The 26812-nt window shown below is 61.6% G+C and carries 28 protein-coding genes; 18 read left to right on the plus strand and 10 right to left on the minus strand.

Going from position 1 to position 26812, the window contains the following annotated elements; all coding sequences use genetic code 11:
• Positions 1-366: 366 nt before the first annotated feature.
• Positions 367-1656 (minus strand): cytochrome-c peroxidase, encoded by a 1290-nt coding sequence (locus tag HJB84_RS07960; protein ID WP_221115648.1) that lies wholly within the window; start codon positions 1654-1656, stop codon positions 367-369.
• Positions 1657-1849: 193 nt separating this feature from the next.
• Here HJB84_RS07960 and HJB84_RS07965 point away from each other — a divergent pair, with 193 nt between their 5' ends.
• Complete coding sequence (locus tag HJB84_RS07965) at positions 1850-3394, plus strand: acid phosphatase (RefSeq protein WP_221115649.1); 1545 nt, start codon at positions 1850-1852, stop codon at positions 3392-3394.
• A 35-nt stretch (positions 3395-3429) separates the two neighbouring features.
• Here the strand turns inward: HJB84_RS07965 and HJB84_RS07970 are convergent, their stop codons facing one another.
• The gene (locus tag HJB84_RS07970) at positions 3430-4188 is read right to left on the minus strand and encodes an IclR family transcriptional regulator (protein WP_221115650.1); all 759 of its coding nucleotides are present in this window, start codon (positions 4186-4188) and stop codon (positions 3430-3432) included.
• A 141-nt stretch (positions 4189-4329) separates the two neighbouring features.
• On the opposite strand from HJB84_RS07970, the gene HJB84_RS07975 reads away from it, so the two are divergent.
• The 9 genes from HJB84_RS07975 to ligD all read left to right on the plus strand — a co-directional run bounded on the left by HJB84_RS07975 (position 4330) and on the right by ligD (position 13999).
• Entirely contained in the window at positions 4330-5037 is a 708-nt protein-coding gene (locus HJB84_RS07975; protein ID WP_221115651.1) for a 3-oxoacid CoA-transferase subunit A, read from the plus strand.
• Positions 5034-5738, plus strand: a complete 705-nt coding sequence (locus HJB84_RS07980) for a CoA transferase subunit B (protein ID WP_221115652.1) — start codon at positions 5034-5036, stop codon at positions 5736-5738. Before HJB84_RS07975 ends, HJB84_RS07980 begins: the two co-directional genes overlap by 4 nt.
• A gap of 9 nt (positions 5739-5747) precedes the next feature.
• Positions 5748-6953, plus strand: a complete 1206-nt coding sequence (gene pcaF, locus HJB84_RS07985; RefSeq protein WP_221115653.1) for a 3-oxoadipyl-CoA thiolase — start codon at positions 5748-5750, stop codon at positions 6951-6953.
• Positions 6954-7038: 85 nt separating this feature from the next.
• Entirely contained in the window at positions 7039-7521 is a 483-nt protein-coding gene (locus HJB84_RS07990) for a GNAT family N-acetyltransferase (RefSeq protein ID WP_221115654.1), read from the plus strand.
• A gap of 136 nt (positions 7522-7657) precedes the next feature.
• Positions 7658-8872: an MFS transporter gene (locus HJB84_RS07995; RefSeq protein ID WP_221115655.1), complete on the plus strand. Its 1215-nt coding sequence runs from the start codon at positions 7658-7660 to the stop codon at positions 8870-8872.
• A gap of 174 nt (positions 8873-9046) precedes the next feature.
• Positions 9047-9841, plus strand: a complete 795-nt coding sequence (locus HJB84_RS08000) for an SDR family NAD(P)-dependent oxidoreductase (RefSeq protein ID WP_221115656.1) — start codon at positions 9047-9049, stop codon at positions 9839-9841.
• Positions 9842-9944: 103 nt separating this feature from the next.
• On the plus strand, positions 9945-12101 hold the full coding sequence (glgX, locus tag HJB84_RS08005) for a glycogen debranching protein GlgX (protein ID WP_221115657.1): 2157 nt from the start codon (positions 9945-9947) through the stop codon (positions 12099-12101).
• A gap of 15 nt (positions 12102-12116) precedes the next feature.
• Positions 12117-13124: a DNA topoisomerase IB gene (locus HJB84_RS08010; protein WP_221115658.1), complete on the plus strand. Its 1008-nt coding sequence runs from the start codon at positions 12117-12119 to the stop codon at positions 13122-13124.
• Positions 13121-13999, plus strand: coding sequence for a non-homologous end-joining DNA ligase (gene ligD, locus HJB84_RS08015; protein ID WP_221115659.1), 879 nt, complete (start codon positions 13121-13123; stop codon positions 13997-13999). Before HJB84_RS08010 ends, ligD begins: the two co-directional genes overlap by 4 nt.
• A gap of 12 nt (positions 14000-14011) precedes the next feature.
• On the opposite strand, the gene HJB84_RS08020 is transcribed toward ligD, so the two are convergent.
• From HJB84_RS08020 to HJB84_RS08030, 3 genes are read right to left on the minus strand one after another with little or no spacing between them, the layout of a single operon-like run.
• On the minus strand, positions 14012-14737 hold the full coding sequence (locus tag HJB84_RS08020) for a glutathione S-transferase (protein WP_221115660.1): 726 nt from the start codon (positions 14735-14737) through the stop codon (positions 14012-14014).
• Between the two features lie 5 nt (positions 14738-14742).
• On the minus strand, positions 14743-15033 hold the full coding sequence (locus tag HJB84_RS08025) for a DUF3175 domain-containing protein (RefSeq protein ID WP_221115661.1): 291 nt from the start codon (positions 15031-15033) through the stop codon (positions 14743-14745).
• A gap of 60 nt (positions 15034-15093) precedes the next feature.
• On the minus strand, positions 15094-15408 hold the full coding sequence (locus HJB84_RS08030) for a plasmid stabilization protein (RefSeq protein WP_221115662.1): 315 nt from the start codon (positions 15406-15408) through the stop codon (positions 15094-15096).
• A 142-nt stretch (positions 15409-15550) separates the two neighbouring features.
• Between HJB84_RS08030 and HJB84_RS08035 the strand changes: the two genes are divergently transcribed.
• The gene (locus HJB84_RS08035; RefSeq protein WP_207585562.1) at positions 15551-15904 is read left to right on the plus strand and encodes a hypothetical protein; all 354 of its coding nucleotides are present in this window, start codon (positions 15551-15553) and stop codon (positions 15902-15904) included.
• Positions 15905-15932: 28 nt separating this feature from the next.
• Here the strand turns inward: HJB84_RS08035 and HJB84_RS08040 are convergent, their stop codons facing one another.
• From HJB84_RS08040 to HJB84_RS08055, 4 genes are all read right to left on the minus strand, one after another.
• Entirely contained in the window at positions 15933-16106 is a 174-nt protein-coding gene (locus tag HJB84_RS08040) for a hypothetical protein (RefSeq protein ID WP_207585563.1), read from the minus strand.
• Positions 16107-16116: 10 nt separating this feature from the next.
• On the minus strand, positions 16117-16299 hold the full coding sequence (locus HJB84_RS08045) for a hypothetical protein (protein ID WP_207585564.1): 183 nt from the start codon (positions 16297-16299) through the stop codon (positions 16117-16119).
• A 135-nt stretch (positions 16300-16434) separates the two neighbouring features.
• Positions 16435-16689, minus strand: a complete 255-nt coding sequence (locus HJB84_RS08050; protein WP_003574663.1) for a DUF2934 domain-containing protein — start codon at positions 16687-16689, stop codon at positions 16435-16437.
• Between the two features lie 143 nt (positions 16690-16832).
• Positions 16833-17474 carry a UdgX family uracil-DNA binding protein gene (locus HJB84_RS08055; RefSeq protein WP_221115663.1) on the minus strand — a complete coding sequence of 214 codons (642 nt, stop codon included), beginning with the start codon at positions 17472-17474 and terminating at the stop codon, positions 16833-16835.
• Positions 17475-17640: 166 nt separating this feature from the next.
• On the opposite strand from HJB84_RS08055, the gene HJB84_RS08060 reads away from it, so the two are divergent.
• Positions 17641-19104, plus strand: a complete 1464-nt coding sequence (locus tag HJB84_RS08060) for a phosphatidylserine/phosphatidylglycerophosphate/cardiolipin synthase family protein (RefSeq protein WP_221115722.1) — start codon at positions 17641-17643, stop codon at positions 19102-19104.
• Between the two features lie 94 nt (positions 19105-19198).
• The gene (locus HJB84_RS08065; RefSeq protein ID WP_207585566.1) at positions 19199-20017 is read left to right on the plus strand and encodes an endonuclease/exonuclease/phosphatase family protein; all 819 of its coding nucleotides are present in this window, start codon (positions 19199-19201) and stop codon (positions 20015-20017) included.
• A 26-nt stretch (positions 20018-20043) separates the two neighbouring features.
• On the opposite strand, the gene HJB84_RS08070 is transcribed toward HJB84_RS08065, so the two are convergent.
• Positions 20044-20919: an SDR family oxidoreductase gene (locus HJB84_RS08070; RefSeq protein ID WP_207585567.1), complete on the minus strand. Its 876-nt coding sequence runs from the start codon at positions 20917-20919 to the stop codon at positions 20044-20046.
• Between the two features lie 103 nt (positions 20920-21022).
• On the opposite strand from HJB84_RS08070, the gene HJB84_RS08075 reads away from it, so the two are divergent.
• The 5 genes from HJB84_RS08075 to HJB84_RS08095 all read left to right on the plus strand — a co-directional run bounded on the left by HJB84_RS08075 (position 21023) and on the right by HJB84_RS08095 (position 26722).
• The gene (locus HJB84_RS08075; protein ID WP_221115664.1) at positions 21023-21913 is read left to right on the plus strand and encodes a LysR family transcriptional regulator; all 891 of its coding nucleotides are present in this window, start codon (positions 21023-21025) and stop codon (positions 21911-21913) included.
• A gap of 344 nt (positions 21914-22257) precedes the next feature.
• Positions 22258-23238 carry an NADP-dependent oxidoreductase gene (locus tag HJB84_RS08080; protein WP_207585569.1) on the plus strand — a complete coding sequence of 327 codons (981 nt, stop codon included), beginning with the start codon at positions 22258-22260 and terminating at the stop codon, positions 23236-23238.
• Positions 23239-23536: 298 nt separating this feature from the next.
• The gene (locus HJB84_RS08085; protein WP_207585570.1) at positions 23537-24259 is read left to right on the plus strand and encodes a FadR/GntR family transcriptional regulator; all 723 of its coding nucleotides are present in this window, start codon (positions 23537-23539) and stop codon (positions 24257-24259) included.
• Positions 24256-25428, plus strand: coding sequence for a PLP-dependent transferase (locus HJB84_RS08090; RefSeq protein WP_207585571.1), 1173 nt, complete (start codon positions 24256-24258; stop codon positions 25426-25428). Before HJB84_RS08085 ends, HJB84_RS08090 begins: the two co-directional genes overlap by 4 nt.
• Before the next feature lie 34 nt (positions 25429-25462).
• Positions 25463-26722, plus strand: a complete 1260-nt coding sequence (locus HJB84_RS08095) for a sugar ABC transporter substrate-binding protein (RefSeq protein ID WP_207585572.1) — start codon at positions 25463-25465, stop codon at positions 26720-26722.
• The last annotated feature ends 90 nt before the right edge of the window (positions 26723-26812 follow it).

Consider the following 26812-nt stretch of genomic DNA (forward strand, 5'->3'; position numbering starts at 1 on the left):
TTGTCACGCGCCGTAGTGAAACGGGGTTGAGCCGAGATAATCTCCGATCCGCCAAAATGCGCCTCTCACAAACCCTTGTTGTTCTACGAATGATCTCTCCTGGCCTGACACGGCATATACAACGGGCACTGCATTATACTTGGCGGTTGGGTTCTGATGAGAATGCTTGGCTCGAGCTTTTCACAACGAGAGCAAAGCTTCGCTTATCAGCGGGAGCGGTTAGAAGAGATACCGGCAGCGCAGGATCCGGGCATGTGGGATACGAAACGAGTTGAAGAAATCAGATAATGCGATCTGGCGGCCGGATTGAACTAGCAAAGAGGCGGCCTGAGATTGTGGTAATCTTCAGCCTGTTCGGCGATTGCGTCAGTGCCCGCTCGCCTTCGGCTGCAAGTCGGCATCCGTCAGTGTCCCCAAGAAGGCAACGATATCGTCGATCTCCGGATCGGTGAGGGCAGGTGCATCGCCCGGCTTCCTGCCGAAAGGCCGGTCCTGGTTGAGATTGGCCCAGTAGGCTTGCGGCAGGTCGTCATACTTACGGATCGTGCCGTCTGAATTTTTCGGATACCAGCGGCCGGGATCGCTGTCGCGGCTCGCGTAGAAGGAGACGACGTCGCGCAGCGTGTGGAAATAGCCGTTGTGGAAGAAGCTCTTTTTCAGCGCGACATTGCGCAGCGTCGGCGTGCGGAACAGGCCGCAATATTCGTTGTGTCCGGCGAGATCGCTACGCAGCGGGCCGCAGAGGCCGAGGTCGTGATAGTCGGGATCGGCGTTCGCCGGGATTGCCATGTTGCGGGGGGCGGCGAGCCCGAGGAAGCCGAAATCGGAAAAGAGCGGCGGCTCGCCGTCATTGGCCGGTTCGCTCAGATGGCAGCTCGAACAATTGCCTTTTTCCGGATCCTCGAACAGCTGCCGCCCGTGCAATTCCTGCGCAGTCAGCGTCGCCTTGCCGGCGAGAAAGGCGTCGTAGCGGCTGGAATAGGGATAAAAATCCGGGCCGCTTTGTTCGAAGGTGGCGAGCGCCTCGGCGACGGCATCGAAGGTATCCTCAGGATTGCCGAACACCGTCTCGCCGAACGCTGCCTTGATGGCATCGGCGCAGGCCGTCTTGCGCAGCTTGGCCGCCACCTCGGCTGCATCCTTGTTGCCCATCTCGAAGGGCGAGAGCAGCGGGATCTTCGCCTGCTCGGCGCCGTGATCGACCCGGCCATCCCAGGTCAGGCCGCCGGTCGGGCCGTTGTCGACGCTTTCGTCGCCCTCGTCCTCGGAATCGTAGTAATGCTCGGTGAACGCCGGCACCGCTTGCAGATAGCGCAGCGCCGGAACGGCGCGCAGGCCTGGCTGGTTCATTTCCTTGCCGCCCATCTCGACCGGCTTGGCCGATGCCGGGCCGAAGGCGTGAGCGGGATCATGGCAGGAGGCACAGGCCTGCAGGCCGGAGGCCGACAGCGAGGCGTCTGAGAACATCTTGCGGCCAAGCGCGGTCAGTGCCTCGGCCCGGGCGAAGGCCTCGGCGCGGGACATCGGGCCGGGATGTACGCGGAAAGCCGCCGCCGCGCTGCTTTGCCGCAGCGGCAGAATGGCCAGAGAGAGCGCTGCAGCAACGATTCCGACCGCCAAGGCGGACCGCGCAAGCCAGATGGTATTCGTCGTCATGATAAGGATTCCAATGACTTGGCATTCGTTTCCTTCATGATCGAACCTCGCTGCAACAAATTGATGACGGTCGTTTCCCCGCCGCCTTGTGACAGGCGCTTGTCACAAAGTTGATAGATGGCGGGAATAGCTTCGGGTCGCCCCGAGCGCCCCCGCTCCCTCTAGCCAACGCCGCCAGCCATGAGGTACCCCCGTGAAAAGACTGAAACTCCTTCACTCCATCTGTCTCGCCGGATCGGCGATGCTGCCGCTTGCCATGGCGACGGCCGCCCATGCGGCGCCCGCCGGTTACGATAAGATCGACAACATCGTCGTCATCTATGCCGAAAACCGCAGCTTCGATAATCTCTATGGCAGCTTTCCCGGCGCCGATGGCCTTGCCAATGTCAGTGCCGAGCAGGCCCGCCAGCTCGACCGCAACGGCCAGCCGCTCGCCGAACTGCCGCCGGCCTGGGGCGGCCTGACAGCCAAGGGCGTGACGCCTGCCGTCACCGAAGCACAGTCGGCCCATTTGGCCAATGCCAGCTTCGCGATCGACGATCCCAAGGGCTTTGCGCAGACGCCTTCGGTCGTCACCCGCGACCTCTGGCACCGTTTCTACCAGGAGCAGATGCAGATCGACGGCGGCAAGAACGACAAATTCGTCGCCTGGGCCGATTCCGGCGGCCTGGTCATGGGCCATTATGACGGCTCCATCCTGCCGATGTGGCAGGTGGCGAAGAAATACGTCATTGCCGACAATTTCTTCCAGGGCGCCTTCGGCGGTTCGTTCCTCAATCACTTCGCGCTGGTCTGCGCCTGCGCGCCCTATTACCCGGACGCCGACAAGAGCCCGGCCAAGCCGACCATCGCCAAGGTTGATGCCGATGGCACATCGCTTGTTGTGGCCGACAACGCCCCGAAGTCGGCGCTGGAAGGCGCACCGAAATTCGTCTCGGATGGCGCGCTGACGCCCGATTTCTACGCCGTCAACACCATGCAGCCGCCCTACCAGCCGAGCGCCAATCCGCCGGCCAAAGATGGCGATCCGGCCTATGCCGATCCCGCGGCGGCCACGACGCTGCCGCCGCAGCATGCGGTGACCATCGGCGACCTCTTGTCGCTGAAAGGCGTCAGCTGGGCCTGGTATGGCGGCGCCTGGCAGGCAGCGCTCGACGGCAAGAATGCCACGCCGGTGCCGAACTTCCAGTTCCACCACCAGCCCTTCAACTATTTCGCCAATTTCGCGCCCGGCACGCCAGCGCGCGCTGAACATCTGAAAGACGGCGGCCTTGGCGGCGAGACCTTCCTCAAGGATATCGACGACGGCAAGCTGCCGGCGGTTTCCTTCTACAAGCCGCAGGGCAACCTCAACGAACATGGTGGTTATGCCGATGTCTCGAGCGGCGACCAGCATCTTGCCGATATCGTCTCTCACCTCGAGAAAAGCCCGCAATGGGGCCACATGCTCGTCGTCGTCACCTATGACGAGAATGGCGGCTTCTGGGATCATGTCGCGCCGCCAAAGGCCGACCGCTGGGGCCCGGGCAACCGCATCCCGGCCTTCATCATCTCGCCCTTCGCCAAGGGCGGCAGCGTCGATCATACCCAGTACGACACGACCTCGATCATCCGCCTGATCACTGCGCGCTACGATCTGCCGGTGCTGCCGGGCATCCTCGCCCGCGACAAGGCGCTCGGTGATAACGGCCGGCCGCCGATGGGTGATCTCACAGCCGCGCTCGACCTGACGCATTGACCGATCGGCAGCGGCCGTCCCTTTCCGTGTTGCCGTCACCGGCGCAGCAACGGCCGCAATGTCGCCTGGGTTTCCTTCAGCAATGGCAGATAGCGCTCCTTCATCTCCGCCGCCGGGACGAGGGCGGCCGGCGCCCCGATATTGATCGCCGCAACCGTTTCACCGCGGTCGCTTTCCACAGGCACGGCGATCGAGCAGAGGCCGACCTCCAGCTCCTGATCGATGATGGCATAACCCTGGGCGCGGACCCGGCGGAATTCGGCGATCAGCTCGTCCGGATCGGTCTTGGTATTCGCAGTGTTTTGCTTCAGCTCGCTGCGGGCAAGGATGGCGCGCGCCTCGTTCTCGGTAAGGGCCGCCAGCAGCACGCGCCCCATCGAGGCGCAATAGGCCGGCAGGCGGCTGCCGGGGGTGAGATTGATCGACATGACGCGGCGCTGCGAGGCGCGGGCGATATAGACGATTTCGGTGCCGTCGAGCACCGAGGCCGAGGCGCTCTGGCCGGCCTTTTCCGAGAGATGATCGAGATGCGGCTGTAAGAGCGCCGGCAGCGGCGTCGCCGCGAGATAGGCATGGCCAAGCCGTAGGATCTTCGGCGTCAGGGTGAAGAACTTGCCGTCATAATCTGCATAACCGAGCTCGGCCAGCGTCAGCAGCGAACGGCGCACGGTGGCGCGGTCGAGCTCCGTCAGCTTGGCGGCCTCGGCGATCGACAGCCGCTGGCGCGTTTCGCCGAAGGCCTCGATGACTTTCAGGCCGCGGGCAAAGCCGCTGACAAAATCCGTTTCACGCATCGGGCGAGTTCTCCAATCGATCCATCCATTCTGTGCGATATACGAACAAAAGTCAAATAACGCACAAATTTCTTGCCGTCCGTCGCCTCGGGCTTTATGGCTGACGCTGGAGAACCTGATCTAGCCAAGGAGAAATCCCGCATGGACAAGACAGTCAGGAGCACGGCGGAGGCCGTCTCCGAGATCGGTGATGGCGCGACCGTCATGATTGGTGGTTTTGGTGGTTCGGGCGCGCCGATCGAGCTCATTCATGCCCTGATCGACAAGGGCGCCAAGGGCCTCACCGTGATCAACAACAATGCCGGCAACGGGCGCATCGGTATCGCTGCGATGATCGACGCAGGCATGGTCAGAAAGATGATCTGCTCTTTTCCGCGTTCGTCGGACCCACGCGCCTTCACCGACAGATATCTGGCCGGTCAAATCGAGCTCGAGCTGGTGCCGCAGGGGACGCTTGCGGAGCGCATCCGCGCCGGCGGGGCCGGCATTCCGGCTTTTTATACGCCGACGGGCTATGGCACCGAACTTGCCGAGGGCAAGGTCATCGCCGAATTCGATGGCCGCCATTACGTGCAGGAGCGCTGGCTGAAGGCCGACTTCGCCATCGTCAAGGCTGAGATCGGCGATATCCAGGGCAATCTCACCTACAACAAGGCCGGCCGCAACTTCAATCCGCTGATGTGCATGGCGGCGGCGAAGACCATCGTCCAGGTCTCGTCGATCGTGCCGGCCGGCGGCATCGATCCCGAGCATGTGGTCACACCCGGCATCTTCGTCGACCGCGTCGTCGCTGTTATCAGTCCCCAGCAGGAAGAAGAACTCATTCGAGCCGGAGTGGCCTACGTATGACCGTCAACACCCGTCCCATCAACACTCGGGAAGACATCAAGCTTTCCAATGCGCAGATCGCATGGCGCGCCGCCCAGGATATTGCCGACGGCGCCTATGTCAACCTCGGCATCGGCTTTCCCGAAATGGTTGCCCGCTATCAGCCGCCCGGCCGCCAGGCAATCTTTCACACCGAAAACGGCATCCTGAATTTCGGCGAGCCGCCGGCCGAAGGTGAGGAGGATTGGGACCTGATCAACGCCGGCAAGAAGGCGGTGACGCTGAAGCCGGGGGCGGCCTTCTTCCATCATGCCGATAGTTTCGCCATGGTGCGTGGCGGCCATCTCGACGTCGCCATCCTCGGCGCCTACCAGGTCGCCCAGAGCGGCGATCTCGCCAACTGGCGGGTGGGCAGCAAAGGCGTGCCGGCCGTCGGCGGCGCCATGGATCTCGTGCACGGCGCCAAGCAAGTCTGCGTCATCACCGAGCACGTCACCAAGACGGGCGAGCCGAAACTGGTGGAGAAATGCACCTTCCCGCTGACCGGTGTGGCCTGCATCACCCGCGTCTATACCAGCCATGCCGTCATCGACATCGTCGACGGACACTTCGTCCTGCGCGAGAAGTTGGCCGCGATGTCGCCGGAGGAATTGCAGGCGATAACCGGCGCGCCGCTCCATATCGACGGGCCGGTTGCCGATCTCGTCGTCCCGGAACTCTGAGGAAAAGCCATGACCGAAGCCTTTATCTGCGACTATATCAGGACGCCGATCGGCCGCTTCGCCGGCTCGCTATCCCAGGTGCGCGCCGACGATCTCGGCGCCATCCCGCTGAAGGCGCTGATGGAACGCAACACCGCCGTCGATTGGGAAACCGTCGACGATGTGATCTTCGGCTGCGCCAACCAGGCGGGCGAGGATAACCGCAATGTCGCGCGCATGTCGGCCCTCTTGGCCGGCCTGCCGATCGCTGTCCCGGGCACGACGATCAATCGGCTCTGCGGCTCCGGCATGGATGCGGTAATCACGGCGGCGCGCGCCATCCGCGCCGGCGAGGCCGAGCTGATGATTGCAGGCGGCGTCGAGAGCATGTCGCGCGCGCCCTTCGTCATGCCGAAGGCCGAGACGGCCTTTTCGCGGGCGGCCGAAATCCACGACACCACCATCGGCTGGCGCTTCGTCAACCCGCTGATGAAGAAGCAATATGGCGTCGATTCGATGCCGGAGACCGGCGAGAACGTCGCCGAAGATTACAAGGTCAGCCGCGAAGACCAGGATGCCTTTGCGGTGCGCAGCCAGGCAAAGGCGGCGGCCGCCCAGGCAAGCGGCCGGCTGGCGAAGGAGATTACTGCGGTGACCATCCCGCAGCGCAAGGGCGATCCCGTCATCGTCGGCAAGGACGAGCATCCGCGGGCGACGACGATCGAGACGCTGGCGAAACTTGCCACCCCTTTCAAAAAGGAAGGCGGCACGGTGACGGCAGGCAATGCCTCCGGCGTCAATGACGGGGCGGCGGCGCTGATCGTCGCTTCCGAAGCGGCGGCTCGAAAATATGGTCTGACGCCGATCGCCCGCATCCTCGGCGGCGCGGCTGCCGCCGTTCCGCCACGGGTAATGGGTGTCGGCCCGATCCCGGCCTCGCGCAAGCTGATGGCCCGGCTTGGCATGACCCAGGAACAGTTCGACGTCATTGAACTCAACGAAGCCTTCGCCAGCCAGGGGCTGGCGGTGCTGCGCGCGCTCGGCATTGCCGATGACGATCAGCGGGTGAACCGCAATGGCGGCGCGATCGCGCTCGGCCATCCCCTCGGCATGTCGGGTGCCCGCATCACCGGCACGGCGGCGCTGGAGCTTCGGGAGACCGGCGGGCGATATTCGCTGTCGACGATGTGCATCGGCGTCGGGCAGGGGATTGCGATCGCGCTCGAAAGGGTTTGAGGCCGGTCGAAGAAGGCGCTTGCGTCGGTTCGCCAGCAGCCCTCGGCCAGTTGCGCGGCATATCAGCCTTCTGTAAAAATCGGGTATGCTGATCCGACCCACAGACAACGACGATCGAGGCGCCATCTGGAGGATCATTTCTCCGACGATCCGCGCCGGCGAAACCTATGCGCTCGACCGCGATCTCCCCGAAGCCGATGCGCTCGCCTACTGGATGGGGCCGGACCGCGAGACCTTCGTCGCCGAAGAGGACGGGGTCATCCTCGGCACCTATTACATCAAGGCCAATCAGGCCGGCGGCGGCCGCCATGTCTGCAATTGCGGCTACATGACCGATGCAGCCGCCAGCGGCCGTGGCGTCGCGCGCTTGATGCATCAACATTCCCTTGAGCACGCGCGCGCCAGAGGCTTTCGCGCCATGCAGTTCAATTTCGTCGTCAGCAGCAACCGCCGCGCCGTCCAGCTGTGGCAATCCCTCGGCTTCGAAATCGTCGGCCGCCTTCCCGGCGTCTTCCTCCATCCCACGCAGGGCTATGTCGACGCATTGGTGATGTTTCGGACTCTGTAGAACCGTGACGGCGAAAAAGATGTGAGCGCGCTGTCGAAATCGCAGCGGTTCAAACGTCTTTAGATCGCAGACGCGAAGTGCGGTAAGCTTGCCGTATGCGTCGCGATCACTCTGTCGGCAGGGAGGTTATGAAGCCATGGGTGTTTCCTATCGTTGGGTCATCGTCGCCTTAGGCGCATTGATGTCGTGCGTGGCCATCGGCGCGATGTTCTCGCTAGCGATCTTTCAAGAACCGATCGCCACCGCCACCGGCTGGTCGCATGTCGGGATCGCCAGCGCGATGACACTGAATTTCATCGTCATGGGTTTTGGCGGTTTCCTCTGGGGCGCGGCCAGCGACCGCTTCGGCCCGCGCATCGTCGTGATGATCGGCTCTGTGCTGCTCGGCCTGGCGCTTGTGCTGGCCAGCCGCGCCGAGACGTTGCTGCAGTTCCAGCTGACCTACGGCATCCTCGTCGGATTGGCTGCCAGCACCTTCTTCGCCCCGATGATCGCGGCGACCATCGGCTGGTTCGACGAAAATCGTGGGCTGGCGGTGTCGCTCGTTTCCGCTGGCATGGGCGTCGCGCCGATGACCATCTCGCCCTTCGCGCGCTGGCTGATCTCGGCCTATGAGTGGCGGCCGGCGATGTTGATCATCGGCATTGCTGCCTGGGCGCTGCTCGTGCCGGCCGCCCTGCTGGTCAAGCGCCCACCGGCCGAGACCACTGAAGCCGGCGCTGCGTTCGCCGTCGACGGCGCCCAGCCACGGCTGTCGAAAGTCTTCCGGTCGCCGCAATTCATCGTGCTCGGCCTGACCTTCTTTGCCTGCTGTGCGGCGCATTCCGGGCCGATCTTCCACATGGTGAATTATGCGACGATCTGCGGCGTCGCCCCGATGGCGGCGGTCAGCATCTATAGCGTCGAGGGCCTGGCGGGCCTCGGCGGCCGGCTGCTCTATGGCAGCCTTGCCGACCGGATCGGGGTGAAGCCGGTGCTGGTCGCCGGCCTGCTGGTGCAGGCGGCAGCCCTCGCAACCTATCTCTTCGTCAGCGAGTTGACCCAATTCTATGCGCTCGCCATCGTCTTTGGCAGCGCCTATGGCGGTGTAATGCCGCTCTATGCGGTGCTGGCGCGGGAATACTTCGGGCCGCGCATCCTCGGCACCGTCCTGGGCGCGGCGACGATGCTCTCCAGCCTCGGCATGGCCTTCGGCCCCCTTATCGGCGGCTGGATATTCGACACGTTCGCCAATTATTCCTGGCTGTTCATCGGCTCGGCGATGGTCGGGCTCGGGGCCGCGGCAATCGCGCTGGCATTCCCGCCACTCGCCCGCCAAAAACCGCAACCGGCTTTCGGTGTGCCTTCGTGACGAGAAATCCGGCGGCCGTCGGCAACGACGGCTGCCGGAAAGATCGTTCTGCCCGCCTACGGGCGATACAAGTCTCCCGCTTTCGTGCATTGCCCTTCGCCGATTTCGGCTGATAGACTTCCCCAATCTGTTTCATCACCTATGTCCTTGGTTTTTCGGGAGACTGTCTTAGCCATGGTAGAACTTGCGCAATCGCTCGCATCGATCAAACTGCCGGATCTCTCCGGCAAGGCCGTGCTGATCACCGGCGCCTCGACCGGCATCGGGGCGGCGCTCGCCCGCGCCTTTGCAGCGCAGGGCGCCAAGGTCGGCATCCACTACAATGCCAGCCGCGAGCCCGCGGAGGCGCTTGCCGAGGAGATCAGGAGTGCCGGCGGCACCGTGCATCTGATCCAGGGCGACGTGTCGCGGGAAGGCGAGACCGAACGTGTCGTCGAGGAGACGGCAAAAACCTTCGGCCATCTCGACGGGCTTATCAACAATGCCGGCGGCATGCTGGGGCGCAAGCCGACCTCGGAATATACCGACGCGCATTATGCCGCGGTGATGGATCTCAACGCGCGCTCGGTGCTGGCGGCAACGCGGGCAGCCCATCCGTGGCTGAAAAAACAGGGTGGCTTCATCATCAACACCACCTCGATCGCCGCCCGCAATGGCGGCGGCAACGGGGCGATCCTCTATGCGGCATCGAAGGGCTTCGTCTCGACGATCACCCGCGGCCACGCCAAGGAATTCGTCGCCGACAGGATCCGCGTCAATGCCGTGGCGCCTGGAGTCATCGCCACGCCGTTCCACGAGCGTTATACCAATGACGAGCAGATGGAACTGCAGCGCAAGTCGATCCCGATGGGTTTCGTCGGCACATCGGAGAATTGCGTCGGCGCCTATCTCTTCCTCGCCTCGCCGACGCTGTCCGGCTACATCACCGGCCAGATCATCGAGGTGAATGGCGGCCAGTTGATGCCGTAAGCGCACCCTCCGGCCGGCAACACCGTTGCCTTTTCCCATTCATGAGGGAACTTTAGAACCGCCATTACGTTTCCCGCTTGGTCTTTTCATTGAGCGGGGCATCATGAGCTTTTCATTTTCGGAACTCGACTTCCTCAAGCCGGAGCTGGGGGCAGAGTATACGGGTTCCGGTACCCATTTCGCCGTTTTCTCGGCTCATGCGGAACAGATAGAGCTCTGCCTCTTCTCCCCCGATGGAAAAAATGAAATCGCCCGGATGCCGCTACCGAAACGCGAGGGCGACATCTGGTCCGGGTATGTCGCCGGGGTCGGGCCGGGCACCGTCTACGGCTATCGCGCCCATGGCCCCTATGACCCCAACGCCGGCCATCGTTTCAATGCCAACAAGCTTCTGCTCGACCCCTATGCCAAGCAGGTAACGGGCGACTTGCAATGGGACGACGCGCTGTTCGGCTATCAGATCGGCGAGGACGACCTTTCCTTCGACGATCGCGACAGCGCGCCCTTCACGGTCAAGGGCGTGGTGCAGGATCCGGACTTCGATTGGGCGGGTGAAGAGGCGATCCGCAGGCCCTGGCCCGACACCATCATCTATGAGGCGCATGTGCGCGGCCTGACGATGACGCATCCGAAAGTGCCGGACCGACTGCGCGGCACCTTTCTCGGCATGTGCAGCGATCCGATCATCGACCATCTCGTCAAGCTCGGCATCTCAGCGATCGAGCTTTTGCCGATCCAGTATTTCCTCGATGATCGTTATCTCCTCGAAAACAACCTCAAGAACTATTGGGGCTACCAGACGCTCGGCTTCTTCGCGCCGCAATCGCGCTACATGTCCGGCGACAAGATCACCGAGATCAAGACCATGGTGCGGAAGTTCCATGCCGCCGGCATCGAGGTCATCATGGATGTGGTCTACAACCACACCGCCGAGGGCAGCGAGAAAGGACCGACATTGTCCTTCCGCGGGCTCGACAATGCCAGCTACTACATTCTCTCGCCCGACGATCCCCGCCATACTTTCGATACGACTGGCACCGGCAATACGCTGAATGTCGCCCATCCGATGGTGATGCGCATGGTGCTCGACAGCCTGCGCTACTGGGTGGGCGTCATGCATATCGACGGCTTCCGCTTCGATCTCGCCAGCACGCTCGGACGGCAGGACCTGGAATTCGACCGCCAGGGTGGCTTCTTCGGCGCGATCCGGCAGGATCCGATTCTCTCAGGCGTCAAGCTGATCGCCGAACCCTGGGATATCGGCGAGGGCGGCTACCAGGTCGGGGGCTTCCCGCATCCCTTCCGTGAGTGGAACGACAAGTTTCGCGACGACGTGCGCCGTTTCTGGAAGGGCGATGGTGGCATGGTGTCGGAGGTGGCGGCGCGCGTCACCGGCTCGGCGCCGCAGTTCAATCATTCCGATCGGGGCGCCACCTCTTCGATCAATCTCCTGTCGGCCCATGACGGCTTCACGCTGACGGATACTGTGTCCTTCGACGACAAGCACAATGAGGCGAATGGCGAGGACAACCGCGACGGCCATTCGGACAATCATTCCGACAATATGGGCGCCGAAGGCGCAACCGACAATGCCGAAATCAATGTCGCGCGGGCGCGGCGCCGGCGCAACATGATTGCGACGCTGATGCTCTCCCAAGGCGTGCCGATGATTCTCGCCGGCGACGAGCTCGGCAATAGCCAGGGCGGCAACAACAATGCCTATTGCCAGGACAATGAAATCGGCTGGACGGGCTGGGATGGGCTCGACGATCCCTTCCTCGATTTTTGCCGGCAGGCCGTCGCCTTCCGCAAGGCGCATCCGGTCCTGCGGCAGGAGCGGTTCCTGACCGGCGAGACCAGCGAGGACGGGCGCATCGAGATCGCATGGTACAAGCCGGACGGCAACTTCATGGATGACGACGCCTGGAACGACGACGGGTTGCAAGTGCTCGGCGTCTATCTCTCAAGGAGCGCACTTGCACCGGAAACCGAGGTGATGGACGACCTTTTCCTAGTCTTCAATGCCGGCGGCGATTGCGAAATATACCTGCCCGAGGTGAACGGGCTGGAACACTGGTCGCGGATCCTCGACACCGGGACAGAGACCAACGCCTTCGAGGTGCACGAGCAAGACAATCCGGTCATCGTCTATGCCCAGAGCGTCGCCGTCTTTGCGCCGACAGGCCAGACCCAACCGCCGGAGGGGGCGACCAAGGCCCAGCGCCGCCGCTGGTTCCAGTTCGGTCGCAGGAGCAAGTAGCAGGTCGCAGAGAAGATGAATGCCGAAGCCATCACCGAACTTGGTCTCGTCTATGTCAGCGATACCGAACCAGGCATCCGCAGACGAAGGAAGGGCAAGGGCTTCAGCTATGTGATGCCCGACGGCACGACGCTTGCCGATGAATTGCAGCGGGCGCGCATCGGCGCGCTTGGTCTGCCGCCGGCCTATGAGAATGTCTGGATCTGCCTCTACGAAAACGGCCATCTGCAGGCGACGGGCATTGATGCGCGCGGGCGCAAGCAATATCGCTATCACAAGGAATGGCAGTCTTTCCGCAGTGCCGGGAAATTCCATCAGCTGATCGAGTTCGGCCGGGCGCTGCCGAAGATACGCCGCACTGTGCTGCGCCATCTCGACACCGGCACCGAGGATGTCAACGGCGTGCTGGCGGCCCTGACGACGCTGCTCGACGAGGCGCACTTGCGCGTCGGCAACCAGGCCTATGTCAGGGAAAACGGCACCTATGGCGCAACGACGCTGCTCAAGCGGCACTTGAAGATCGTCGACGGGCAGATCGAGCTGAAATTCCGCGCCAAGGGCGGCAAGCGCGTCCAGCGCAGTCTCAAACATCCCAGGCTGCAGAAGATCCTGGAGGAGATCGCGGACCTGCCCGGCCGCCAGCTTTTCGTCTGGAAGGATGAAAACGCTGCGCTGAAGCCGATCGATTCCGGCCGGCTGAACGCCTATCTGGCCGAGATATCGGGAATCCCGATTTCCGCGAAGACCTTCCGCACCTGGGCAGGGTCGCTGGCGGCCTTCGGAGCGGCGCGCGAGGCGATTGTCTGTGGTTCCAGGCCGACGGTAAAGCAGATGTCGGAGGCCTCGGCAGAGGCACTGCACAACACGCCGGCGATCTCGCGCTCGAGCTATATCCATCCGGCGATCATCGCGCTCGCCGGCAATGATCATCCGCTGATCGAGAGCAGCAACGCGCCGCTGCGGGGCTTGCGGGCCGAGGAAAACAGGCTACTTGATTTTCTCACACGCGAGATCGAGGAATGAGCCCCAGAAATTCGCCGGCATCGGACGTAGTCCTGACCCATCCCGACCGGCTCTATTGGCCGGACGAGGGTGTGACCAAGCAGGCGCTCGCGGACTATTATGCGGCGGTCTGGCCATTCATGGCGCCTTATCTCGTCAATCGGCCCCTGGCGCTGCTGCGTTTGCCGGACGGAATAAAGGGCCACCAGCGGTTTTTCCAGAAACATGCCTGGAAGGGCATGAATCCACATATCGAGGAGATCGCCGATCCGCAGGATATGGACGGTGAAAAGCTGCTGCGCATCGTCGATTTCAACGGCCTGGTGGCGCTGGTGCAATCGGCCGTGCTCGAAATTCACCCCTGGGGCGTAACGACCGATCATTGGGAAAGGCCGGATATGATCACCATGGACCTCGATCCCGGCGAGGATATCGCCTGGAGCGCGGTGATTTCGGCAGCGCTTGACGTGAAGGCACGGCTGGAGGCCCATGGTTTGGCTGCCTTCGTCAAGACATCAGGAGGCAAGGGGCTGCATGTTGTGTCGCCGCTCGCGGCGAAGGCCGGCTGGGCCGAGGTGAAGGATTTTGCCCATTCACTTGCAGAAAGCATGTCGGCTGACGCGCCGGAAAAATATCTGTCGACCGCGACGAAGGCCAAACGCAGCGGGCACATCTATATCGATTATCTCCGCAACGGCCGCGGCAGCACGGCGGTCGCGGCCTATTCGACGCGGGCACGACTGGGGGCTCCGGTTTCGATGCCGCTCGATTGGTCTGATTTGAACGAAGTCAGCGGCCCGGCCGCCTTCACGCTTGCCAACGTGCCGCAGCAATTGAAGACCCGGCCGAAGGACCCATGGGGCGATTTCTTCGATGCGGCCATGCCGCTGGAATGAACCGCTCTTCACTCACCCCGCGCTGTCGAGCTCGGGATAATGCCGGAAAATCCCGTCCTCGTTGAAGGCCAAGCGGCGAGGCGAAGCGAGATAGCGGGCGATGTTCGGACGCTTTTCCACTCGATCATGCAGGGCGAGCAGTGCCGGGTATTCCGCCTTGCGCTTCGCCATGGCTTTCGGAAACGCATAGGTCAAGCCCTCGATTATCTGGAAGAGCGAGAGGTCGACATAGGTGAGCGCATTTCCCACAATATGGTCGAGGCCGTCAGGGTTCTGCCGCAGAACACGCTCGAAATAACCAAGGAATTTCGGAATGCGATCGCGGATGAAGGCGGCGGAGCGGGCTTTCGCCTCTTGCTTCTGATCCTCGTAGTAAAGCGACGTGTCGATCGGGTGATGCGTATCATGCACCTCGGCGACGAAATCGGTGATGGTGAGCTGCAACCCGTTGGCGACATGGCGAAGGCCTTCGTCCTCAGGCGCAAGGCCGAGTTTCGGGCCGAGGTAAAACAGGATGTTGGCGACATGCGGGATAATCAGGTCGCCGTCCTTCAGGAAAGGCGGGGCGAAGGGAATATGCGGTTCGCTTTCGCTATCCATGAGGGCGAACATGGCGTCCGTCCCCCGCGTAGGCTCGCGGGTGACGTCGGCATAGTCGGCGCCGGCTTCCTCAAGCGCCAGCCGGACGAATTCGCCGCGGCCTTGCAGGCCGTCCCAATAATAAAGCTCGTATGCCATGGTGCTCATTTCTTCGGTTGACGATCGAAGTCTTTTCGCAGTTCGTCCTTGGCTTTTTCAAGGGTGCCGCGCCGCTTTTTCGTCAGCTGGTCGCCGGCGCGGTTGATGTAGAAGGTTAGCATCGACATGGCCGCCCGGAACGGGCTCGACTTGCGCCGATGGCTCTCCTCGGCCGAGTGCTTGACGGAGCGGGCGATCTTCTTCGGATCGTCCGATTTGAACACGCCTTCCTTCAGGTCCATGGCATCGCTGTGTTCAGTGACATCTCGCGACCATTTTTTCTTCGACTTGGCCATGTCTAAAAATCCTTTGTCGGATGCGGCCGGCGGCAGATCACCGCCAGTCGCACCTTTTTGTTAGTGGTGGCTGTGGTGTTCATGACGCTTGCGCGTCGCGGCCGCCTTCTTCGCCGAAGCTGACCGTTCCTCCTTAGAGCGCGCGGCGGATGCAGCGCCGCCGATGTGACCACCCTTTTCGGCGGAGCCGTGCGTATCCGTCTTGCCGCGGCCGGAACCGGATTTATTGCCGCCGCCGCTTTCCTTGTTGACCGTCGCCCAGGCACGCCGCTCAGCCTCTTTCTCGGAGACGCCGCGATCCTCATAGCCCTCCTCGATGTGCTCGGCCTTGCGCTTCTGCTTGTCTGTATAGTCGGATTTGTCACCTCTCGGCATCGTCGCCTCCAATGGTGTGCAAAGGGATCAAACTGGTGCTGAGGCCAAAAGTTCCGGCGGTAGGGTCGCTCGGATATCGGAACGAAAGCCGCGTTCGCTCCATTCCAGATGGGAAAACCGCCCGCAAACAGGAGCCGAGAACATGGAAAACCACATCGTCAAAGCCGATGGAAACGGCGCGATCGACGTCAACGGCCAAGTGTCACCGGTTACCTATACCGTCAGCCTCAAGGAGCACTCCTACGAGGTCGACATCCGCCTGATGGCGCCGCGTGACTGGTTGCTGCAAAGAGGTTTCGAGCGGGATGCCGTTCTGGTCAGCCAGAGCGGCGCGCGTATTCCCGTCTATCACGATGGTGCCAACCATCACGACAGCGGCCGCCTTGATCCCGCCGACACGATCTCGATCGAACTGACGGCGCGCGACGACAGCTGCACCAGTGAGGTGGATCTGATGCGCAAATATCCCGAATTCGACGGCGCCGCTCTTGCGTAAAACGAGCTGGGAGGATGCCTGCGACCTGTTATTTTCGATAGAGCTTTTGCGATGCAGCGAAGGCACGGCCAATGTCGAAGGAGCGCGGCTGCACCGGTGCGCGGGGATCGCGGAAAATCAGCCCGACGAGATTGTCGACGACAAGGATGAAGCCGAGCGCGAGACCGAGGTAGAGCAGTGCGGCGATGATGAGGAGCGACATCTCCATCCCTCTAGACGAGCGCGGTCGAAGAGCGGCCGCTGGCTGCGACGAGCGGGACGGAGAGGATATCGGACTGGCCGTCGTTCATGGCAACTTCCCCGGTTTCGCCATAAACAACCGGTGTATGTTCTGGTTCCCGGTTAACGGGCGAGGGCTCAACTTTTTTGGGAAGCTTCAAAACTTGCAGCGTCATCCGGCCTCTGTTCACCCCGCGTGGAAGCCCACCTTTCAAATTCCATATAGCGCAACTAATTCAATCTTATGACGAAAACCATCAAAGGGCGCCGCGACGACGCCCTTTTTTAATCCAAGTGCTCGGTATTCAGGTTCAGAGCGCCGTTTTGCGGCTCGCGGTCCGTTTCGGCGCCGGTGTCACGACGCCGTTGGTCTTGCTGCCGGCGACGCTGCGCTTCGCCTTGGGCTTGACTTCCTTCCCATCGGAAGAGGCAGCAGAGCCTTCGAGCGCTTCGCGCTCGTGTCGTGCCTGTTCCCAATGGATGGATTCTCGCCCGGTCGGATAGCCCTCTTCTTCCCAGAGGGCATATGCACGCTTTTTGATCCACTCGTCTCGAGTTTCTGCCATCGCTGATCTCCAGTCACATGATGCGGTCGTTCGAACGCGATACTGCCTGGATGGTTCCAGATGAACGGAGCTGTTTCAAGCGAAATCGCCCCCACAACCGGAAATATTTCGCAATGCAGCATAATAGGGTTGAGAAGAGGCGCTCAGCGCGCCCCAAACTCCGCCGCCTTGTGCAGATCTGACACGAACTCCAGCCGCAGCCTGTGCCGTTCTGCCTCGTCGCGAATGCGCAAGAGATAGGAGGGGTGGATGGTGACCAGCACAGGCGAATGGTTTGCCGGCTGCAGAATATGGCCGCGCGCCGGCGTCAGCTTCACCTTCGGCCCGAGCAGCGCATAAACCGCGCTTGCGCCGAGCGCCACGACGAGTTTCGGTTGCAGGATGTTGAGCTCGGCGCCGAGCCACCAGGCGCAACGCCGGATCTCGCCGGCATTGGGTTTTGCATGCAGCCGCCGTTTGCCCCGCGGCGTGAACTTGAAGTGCTTGACGGCATTGGTGACATAGCAGCGCTGGCGGTCGAGACCCGCCTCTTCCAGACAGTGATCGAGCAACTGGCCGGCGGGACCGACAAAGGGCTTTCCGGTCAGATCCTCCCGATCGCCCGGCTGTTCGCCGACGAGGACGATCTCGGCTTTCCCCGGCCCTTCGCCGAAGACGATCTGCGTGGCGTTCCTGTAGAGATCACAGCGGGTGCAGCCTTCGGCCTGATGCCGCAGTTCGCCAATGCTGTCGGCATCGGCGACATCGAGCGCCAGGGCAGGACCGACGGTTGCGGCTATGTTCATGATGGCGATCCTCATCTCCTTGGGATCAATCGATCTGTGCCGGGATGGTTCCTGCCCTCGCGATTGATCTCGCCAGCCTGGAAAATGATCACCGCGAAAAATTTCGCGTCATGGGAGAGAGCCGGCGCGATTGAACGCTGCCGTTTCGCGGCTATATTGGCCAGCGATGTTCTATCTCCTGTCGACCTACTGGCCGCATATCCTCTTTGTTGTTTCGATCGCCATGGGGGCCGCGGCGGCGATCCATGCTGCCATGACCAAGGAGGAGGTGCGTGCGGCGATCGGCTGGGTCGGCGTCATCATCCTGTCGCCGATCATCGGTGCGGTGCTCTATGCGATTGCCGGCATCAACCGTATCCGCCGCAAATCGCTGAGCATCCGCCGCGACGCGCTGCTGCTTGCGGCCGAAATCGACGAGTTGGAGACGTTCGATGCCGAGGCCGAGACGGTGATCAGCCAGTTCGGCCGCCGCTTTGCGGCGCTGCAGGCGCTCGGTGACCGGGTGACGCGCAATCCGCTGACCTCAGGCAATACGATCGACGTGCTGGAGACCGGCGACGAGGCCTATGCGGCGATGAAATCGATCATCGACGAGGCGGCGCGCAGCATCCTGCTTGAAACCTATATTTTCGACCGCGACGTCATCGGCCTTCGCATCGCCGATGCGCTGATTGCGGCGGTAAAGCGCGGCGTCGAGGTCCGGGTGCTGATCGATGCGGTCGGAGCGCGTTATTCGGTGCCGAGCATTCTCGGCCATCTCCGGGAGGGCGGCGTCACCGTCGCCGTCTTCAACGGCAACGTCATCATGGGCTTGCGGCTGCCCTATGCCAATCTGCGCACCCACCGCAAGATCCTGATCGGAGACGGGAAGATCGCGCTGACAGGCGGAATGAACATCCGCGCGGGTTTCAGCGAGGAGGCGACGGGTGAGAGTTTTGCTCACGACACGCATTTCAGCGTCACCGGCCCAGTGGTTGCCGACCTTTTCGATCTTGCCGCCGAAGACTGGCGCTTTTCCACGCAGGAGCTGTTGAACGGCGAGGCCTGGCGCATCGAACCGCCGCAGCGCAGCCCCGGCGATCCGATCCTGATGCGCGTCGTCGCCTCCGGGCCGGATCGCAGCGTCGAGACCAACCACAAGATGCTGATGGGCGCTTTTTCCGTGGCGCGCCAATCGATCCGCATCATGTCGCCCTATTTCCTGCCGGACCGCGAACTGATCAGCGCCCTGGTGACGGCTGCGCGGCGCGGCGTCGAAGTCGATATCGTCGTTCCCTCAGTCAACAACCTGGTGCTGGTCGACCGGGCGATGACGGCGCAATTCGATCAGATCCTCAAGAATTACTGCCGCATCTGGCGCTCGACCGGCAACTTCAGCCATTCGAAGCTGCTGACGATCGACGGCACCTGGGCCTATGTCGGCTCTTCCAATCTCGATCCGCGTTCGCTGAGGCTGAATTTCGAGGTCGATCTCGAAGTGCTGAACGAGGGTTTTGCCGGCGAGATCGACGAGCATATCGAGGAAACCCTGAAATCGGCAACGCTGGTGACGCTGGACGGTTTGCGGGCGCGACCCTTCCCGGTGCGGTTGCTCGAGAAGGTGCTATGGCTGGGCTCACCCTATCTCTGAAGGATTATTTGTGATCGGACATGGCAAGTTCCCGTTGCCCTCCTATACTGCGGAGAGAAGCCCTTTTTGATCAACGGAATGACTGCGCCTTCCGATGCACGCCAGAAAAGTCAATCTTCCCGCCAGCATTCTCGCTTCGATCAGGAGCAGGAAAAAGCGGCTCGACCCGGCCTATACGGAGACAAGACCGCGCAGCGCCGGAACGCTGATCGCCTCCTATAACGTGCACAAGTGCATCGGCACCGACCGTCGCTTCGATCCGGAGCGTACCAGCCGGGTGATTCATGAAATCGGTGCCGACGTCATCGCCCTGCAGGAGGCCGATACGCGCTTCGGCGAGCGCACCGGCATTCTCGATCTCGGCCGGCTGGAACGGGAAACCGGGCTGATCCCGGTGCCGATTGCGGGCATGGCCAAGGCGCATGGCTGGCACGGCAATGTCGTGCTCTTCAAGAAGGGGCTGGTGCATGACGTGCACCAGGTCAAGCTGCCGGGGCTGGAGCCGCGCGGCGCGCTGGTCGCCGAAATCGAGCTCGAAGAGGGCGGGGTGCTGCGCATCATCGCCGCGCATTTCGGCCTGCTGCGCCATAACAGAGCCCAGCAGGCCCGAATGCTGGTCGACCTCATCAACGACAGGCAGGAGATGCCGACCATCCTGCTCGGCGACCTCAACGAATGGCGGCTCGGCGACCGCTCGTCCCTCAACACCTTCCAATCCGCCTTCGGAGAACTGCCGCCTGCCGTCCCCAGCTTCCCCGCCGGCCTGCCGCTCCTCGCCCTCGACCGCATCATCGCCAACCGCAAGGGGATCATCTCGGAGGTGGAAGCGCATGACACGCCGCTGGCGCGTATTGCCTCGGATCATCTGCCGATCAAGGCGCTGATCGATCTGGGGCCGGCAGCCGGCGGCTAAGTGCGAAATTCCCGCAGCAGAATCCGCTACCGGCGCTGCGTTGTAGTTGTTTCCAGCGCAAAGTCGCGGTATTGGTGCAGAGGTCGGCCAAGCAATGCAGTCAGGCGCGCCACATCGCCGGCCTCGGGAAGCATCCCGTCGGTCATAAATCGTTCGCCCATCAGACGCATGTCGTAGGCCATCCAGGCTGGTACGAACTGCTTCAGATTCTGCTCGAAGCCTTCAGTGTTGTCGCCGCCGTAGTTGATCGAGCGGGCAAGCACGTCTGACCAGATGGCGGCAATATCCGTTCCGGTCAACACCTGTGGGCCGACAAGGTTAATCCGGTCGATTGGGAGCGGCTCTGAAGCATTTTCACGACGCAGCAGCTCAAGGGCAGCAATTTCGGCGATATCACGAACGTCGATCATGGCAAGGCCTTTGGGGCCGATCGGCATCGTGTAAGCGCCGTACCCGGTAATGACGTCCTTCACCATCAGATCGTTCTGCATGAAGTAGGCCGGACGGAGGATTGTGGCCTTGAAATCCATCTGCTCGATCATTCGCTCGACGCTGAACTTGCCAGCGAAATGCGGTACGTTCACGTAGACGTCGGCATGGATCACGGAGAGGTAGACGATGCGCTCGATGCCAGCCGATCGGGCGACGTTCAGCGCGATGAGGGCCTGCGTGAATTCGTCCGGCACGACCGCGTTCAAAAGGAACAAGGTGGAAACGCCGGACATGGCGGTGCGTAGCGAATCGACATCGAGAAAGTCACCCTGGACGACGGACACACCGTCCGGAAACGTGGCTTTCGATGGGTCGCGAGCGAGGGCGCGAACATCCGCACCGCGCTTGACAAGGTGTTCGACGACTTGACGGCCAATGTTGCCTGTAGCGCCGGTAACGAGAATAGTCATAGGGTTTCTCCTGTTAAATTGATTGACATGTCCAATGTGTGTGGTTCACTGACGGTGCGATAGACGGATAATTTGGACACACTATCTCACTGATGGGACACCTATGGATCTTCTTGCGCTTGCTGATTTTAATTTGGTCGCCCGCCACGGGGGGGTCGGCAAAGCCGCAAGAGCGACCGGAAGGCCCAAAGCAACACTGTCCCGCCGCGTCGCAGAGTTGGAAAGCAGCCTTGACCTTCGGCTGTTTGAGCGGGGCGCGCGGAACCTCAAACTGACCGAAGAGGGGCGTGCGCTTTTCGAGCGGACAGGGAGATTGCTCGCCGAACTCGACGAGACCACGTCGGCGATCGCATCCGGCGGCCAAACACCCAAAGGAAAGCTGCGCATTAGTGCGCCTGTGCTTTTTTCTCAGAGCGCGATGGGTAAAATCGCAGCTCAATTCGCACTGAAATATCCCGAGGTACGGCTGGAGGTCACATCCGAGGATCGACCTGTCGACATGATCGAGGAAGGTTACGATCTGGTCATTCGGGTCAATCCAGATTCTGATGAAAGCCTGATCGGGCGAGCATTTCTTCGGGATCGGCTTGTCGTCGTAGCAAGCCCCGACCTGCCGCGTCCAACAAAAGATGCTGTCGCTCCTGGCGTCATACGTGGGGCGGGCGAGCAACAAACATGGCGCCTGAAGACACCCAATGGTCTCTCCTCGATTTCAATCGATCCTGTACTCGGTCTCGCATCTCTTATCATGGTCAGGGATGCGGCACGTATCGGTGTCGGTGCGGCACGTCTTCCTATCTCGTTGGTGGCGCAAGATATCACTGACGGGAGGTTGGTGAATTGGGGCGATTTCGACGGTCCCGAGATAGCCTTATGGACGTTGTATCCCTCTCGCCGACTGCTAAGCCCAAAAGTCTCCGCGTTCCTGGATTTTCTAAAACAGGCTTTTCCAAACGGAACACCTGACGAACTGGCCGCCTTTATCGCCAGATGATGAGAGGGCAGCTTTCGGGCCTGAATGTCGTTCAGACCATAATTGCCCACTGCTTAATAATAAGACTAAACGCGTTGCAGAAGCGGTTAATACAGACATCGTCCAATCTGAGTGAGACTTTCAGAGGCGTACTTCGTCCCGAATCCTATCCCCTAAGGGGGCACACTTCACCAGCAGATAATCAGACAATGTCGAGCATGCCAACTGGTGGCTAGCGCCACGGTCTGCCGAATCAAAGGCACGCCTGAAGACGATGTGTCTCTTCTGCGAGACGGACTGTCCCATTGCGACGACTTGTGGCTCAAATTTTGGACTCATATCTTTCACCCCAGAAGGAGATCCACATGAACAATTCGCCTGATTTCGAACCCACCGATCCAAACACTACACCGCTTGCCACCGGCCGGGCCTTACGTCTTCAAGCCTATGGCGGGCCCGAATCCCTGACAGTCGATAGGGTATCCTCGCCCGAGCCGGGCCCGGGCGAGGTCTTGGTGTCGGTCAAGGCCGCCGCAGTAAACGGCATCGACTGGAAAATCCGTGAAGGCTATCTCCGCGAGCGCTTCAAGCTAACCCTGCCCGCGACGCTTGGCATCGAAATGGCCGGCGTCGTGCTTCGGACCGGCCACGGCGTCACAGGCGTGAAGGCTGGGGATCGGGTCATGGCCGCCCTCGGTGGCGTCGGAGCCTACGCCGACCATCTTGTCATCGAGGCCGGCAAACTCGTCCAGACCCCGGAGGGCCTGTCTGACGTCCAGGCTGCAGCTATCCCAGTGGCCTCTATGACGGCTTGGCATGTCATTCAGGCCGCGGATCTCGACCTGTCTGGACAGCGGGTGCTGATTCAGGGTGCGGCTGGCGGGGTGGGCGGCTTTGCCGTTCAGTTCGCCAAATCGGCGGGAGCGTTCGTCTATGCCACTGCCTCGACCACAAGCCTTCTGCATGTGGAAGCCCTGGGTGCAGACGAGGTGATCGATTACCGCCATCAGACCCTGGAGCACCTCACAGGCAAGATCGACTTCGTCGTCGATCTGGTCGGCGGCAAGGTTCTGGACCCATCTTGGGCGCTGTTGTCATCTAACGGCCTGCTCGTGAGCATCGCGGCACCAGACGTCGCATCGCGTGCGCCGGATGGTCGGCGGGGCGTCTTTCTGTCGAATAAGCCCGACACCTCGCGTCTGGCTGCCATCGCTCAGCAGGTCGACGCGGGCACTTTGCAATCGACAATCGCCGAGGTAGTCGGGTTCGATGATCTTGCCTCTGCAATCGAGCGCAATCGTACCGGCCACGCGCCGGGTAAGATCGTCGCAGACCTCACCCGCTGATTACTATTCTCGCGCTCTTCATTCCGACTGAGGCCCTACATCCTTACCGGAAGGCGTTCTCATGAGCGACGCCGTGTTCAAGCCCATCCTCTACCTGCTGCATGGCTGCCCCCTTCTGGGTGATTCTCCCGATCTCCGAATATCTTACGAGGGGTTTTTCGAAAGTTCTCCAATATTGTCCGGAAATTCTGAGCAACTCGACACCAACAACACCCCTTGACGCCTCCCCCACTTTGAGAAATGCTAAGATGTCAGACCAATTCAAGAGCCTGACTGCCTGATAAGAAAATGGGGAACCATGAAGGCAAATCGTAGCGATAGGCCGGTGATCCGGCCGCTTCCCGCCATGGACCGCGCGCGTCAGGTGACCGATGCGCTGGCGGATTATGTTGAGGAAGCGCGGCTGCAGGCGGGAGACCGGCTGCCGACCGAGCGTGAGCTGATGGCGGCCCTTGCCGTCGGGCGTTCGACCATTCGCGAGGCGATCCGTCACTTTCAGGCGCTCGGCGTTATCGAGACGCGCAAGGGCAGCGGCACCTATCTGCTGAAGCCGGTGTCCAGAGCGACGATCCATATGCCGCTGTCGTTCGATGCAGTGCATCTGCGCGATGCGCTGCTGCAGACGCTGGAAGTTCGCCGCGGCATCGAATGCGAAGCGGGCATGGTCGCGGCGCGGCGGCGCACGGCGAAGGACCTCGTCGTCATCGAGGAAAAGCTGAACGCCATGGAGCACGTGCACCTGGAGAAGGGCACCTCCGGGCCGGAGGATCTGGCCTTCCATCTCGCCGTCTACGACGCCACCCACAATCCGCTGTTTCGCCAGTTGCTCGAGCAGATGCGCGAGACCTTCGAGCGCTTCTGGGAACATCCCTTCGACCGGCAGGATTTCGCCCGCCGGTCCTTCCCTTTTCACCGCACCCTTTTCAACGCGATCGCGGCCGGGGATGCCGAGGCGGCGCGCGTGGAAACATTGAAAATTCTCGATATCGTCGAGGAAGACATCAAGGAAATGTCCAAATGAGCAGCGGCGCAGACCCGTTCGATCTTGCTTCCCTCATCACCGCCCACGACGACGGCAATTTTGCCGACGCCGTCGTGCCGCCGATCTTCCAGACCTCGCTTTTCACCTTTTCCGATTACGACGAGATGATCACCGTCTATCGCGGCGAGAAGGTGCGGCCGACCTATACGCGCGGGCTGAACCCGACGGTGCGCGCCTTCGAGGAAATGCTGGCCAAGCTCGAGGGTGCCGAGGATGCGCTGGGTTTTGCCAGCGGCATGGCGGCGATCTCGTCTGCGGTGCTGAGCTTTGTCGAACCGGGCGACCGCATCGTCGCCGTCAAACACGTCTATCCCGATGCCTTCCGCCTGTTCGGCACGATCCTCAAGCGGATGAAGATCGAGGTGACCTATGTCGATGGGCGCGACGAGGAAGCGGTCGCCAGGGCGCTGCCCGGCGCCAAGCTCCTCTACTTGGAAAGCCCAACGAGCTGGGTGATGGAGGCGCATGATATCGGTGCGCTCGCGGCCCTCGCCAGGCAACATGGCATCGTCTCGATGATCGACAACAGCTGGGCAAGCCCGTTCTTCCAGCGGCCGCTAACGCTCGGCGTCGATCTGGTCATCCATTCCGCCTCGAAATACCTCGGCGGCCACAGTGATGTGGTGGCGGGGATCGTTGCCGGCTCGAAGGCGATGATCGCCCGCATCAAGGCCGAAGCCTATCCCTATCTCGGCGGCAAGCTATCGCCGTTCGACGCCTGGCTCCTGATCCGCGGCCTGCGCACGCTGCCGCTACGCATGCGGGCGCATGAGGCATCGGCGCTTGAAATCGCCAGGCGCCTGCAGAAGCTCGAGGTCGTGGAGACGGTCTGCCATCCCGGCCTCGCCAACCGTCTGCCCGCCGGGCTCAATGGCACCTCGGGCCTGTTTTCGTTCATCTTCCGCGAGGGTGTCGATATCCGCGCCTTTGCCGATCACCTCAAGCTCTTCAAATTGGGTGTAAGCTGGGGTGGACATGAAAGCCTGATCGTACCGGGCGAGGTGGTGCTTCAGCAGAAGGCACAGCCGAATTCCGCACATGCCTTCGGCATCCATGCGCGATCCGTACGCCTCCATGTCGGCCTCGAAGGAACCGAGGCCCTGTGGAGAGACATCGAGGAGGCGCTCGCCGCCGCCTCACAATCCTGAAACCTGAGAGAAACCTAACAAGGGGGAACCGAGCATGAAAAAGCTAATAATCTCAACGCTCTTTGCTTCGATGATGGCGGGCACGGCCTTTGCCGACACGACGCTGAAGCTCGTCGAAGTCATCACCAGCCCGGAGCGCACCGAAACGCTGAAATCGATCGTCGGCAAGTTCGAAGCCGCCAATCCCGGCACCAAGGTCGACATCATTTCGCTGCCCTGGAACGAAGCGTTCCAGAAGTTTGCGACCATGGTATCGGCCGGCGATGTGCCCGATGTGATGGAAATGCCCGATACCTGGCTGTCGCTCTATGCCAATAACGGCATGCTCGAAAGCCTCGAGCCCTATCTCGCAAAGTGGGAGCACACCAAGGAACTGACGCCGCGCGCGCTCGAACTTGGCCGCGACGTCAAGAAGACCGCCTATATGCTGCCCTACGGCTTCTATCTCAGGGCGATGTTCTACAACAAGAAGCTGCTTTCCGAAGCCGGTGTCGCAGCACCACCGAAGACGCTGGAGGAATTCACCGCTGCGTCCGAAAAGATCTCCAAACTTTCAGGGAAATACGGCTACTGCATGCGCGGTGGAGCGGGCGGCCTCAACGGCTGGATGATCTTTGCTGCCTCGATGGCCGGTTCGAACAAATACTTCAACGACGACGGCACCTCGACGATGAACAGCCCCGGCTGGGCCAAGGGCATCGAATGGATGGTCGATCTCTACAAGAAGGGTTATGCGCCGAAGGACAGCATCAACTGGGGCTTCAACGAAGTCGTCGCCGGTTTCTATTCCGGCACCTGCGCCTTCCTCGACCAGGATCCGGATGCGCTGATCGCCATCGCCGAACGCATGAAAAAAGACGATTTCGGCGTCATGCCGCTGCCGAAGGGCCCGGACGGCAAGTCCTTCCCGACCATCGGTTATGGCGGCTGGTCGATGTTTTCGACCAGCGGCAACAAGGATCTCTCCTGGAAGCTGATCGCCACCCTCGAAGGGCCGGAAGGCAATATCGAGTGGAACAAGCGCATCGGCGCCCTGCCGGCTTATACTGCGGCCGAGAAGGATCCCTTCTATGCCGGTGACCAGTTCAAGGGCTGGTTCGAGGAACTGGCGGACCCGAACACGGTACCGACGGTGATGCCGACCTACCTCGAAGAATTTGCCTTCTTCAAGGATTCGCTGGCGATCAAGACCTCGCAGCAGGCAATGCTGGGCGACATCTCGGCGAAGGATCTGGCCAACCAGTGGGCGGAATACCTGACCAAGGCGCAGCAGAAGTTCCTGACTAAGAAATAAGGATAGAGGGCTTTGTGGCAGAAGCCCCCTCATCCGCCTGCCGGCACCTTCTCCCCGCTGGGGAGAAGGGACGCGTGGCGGCGCCTCATT

The sequence above is a fragment of the Rhizobium sp. NZLR1b genome (assembly GCF_019685155.1).
GTDB lineage: Bacteria > Pseudomonadota > Alphaproteobacteria > Rhizobiales > Rhizobiaceae > Rhizobium.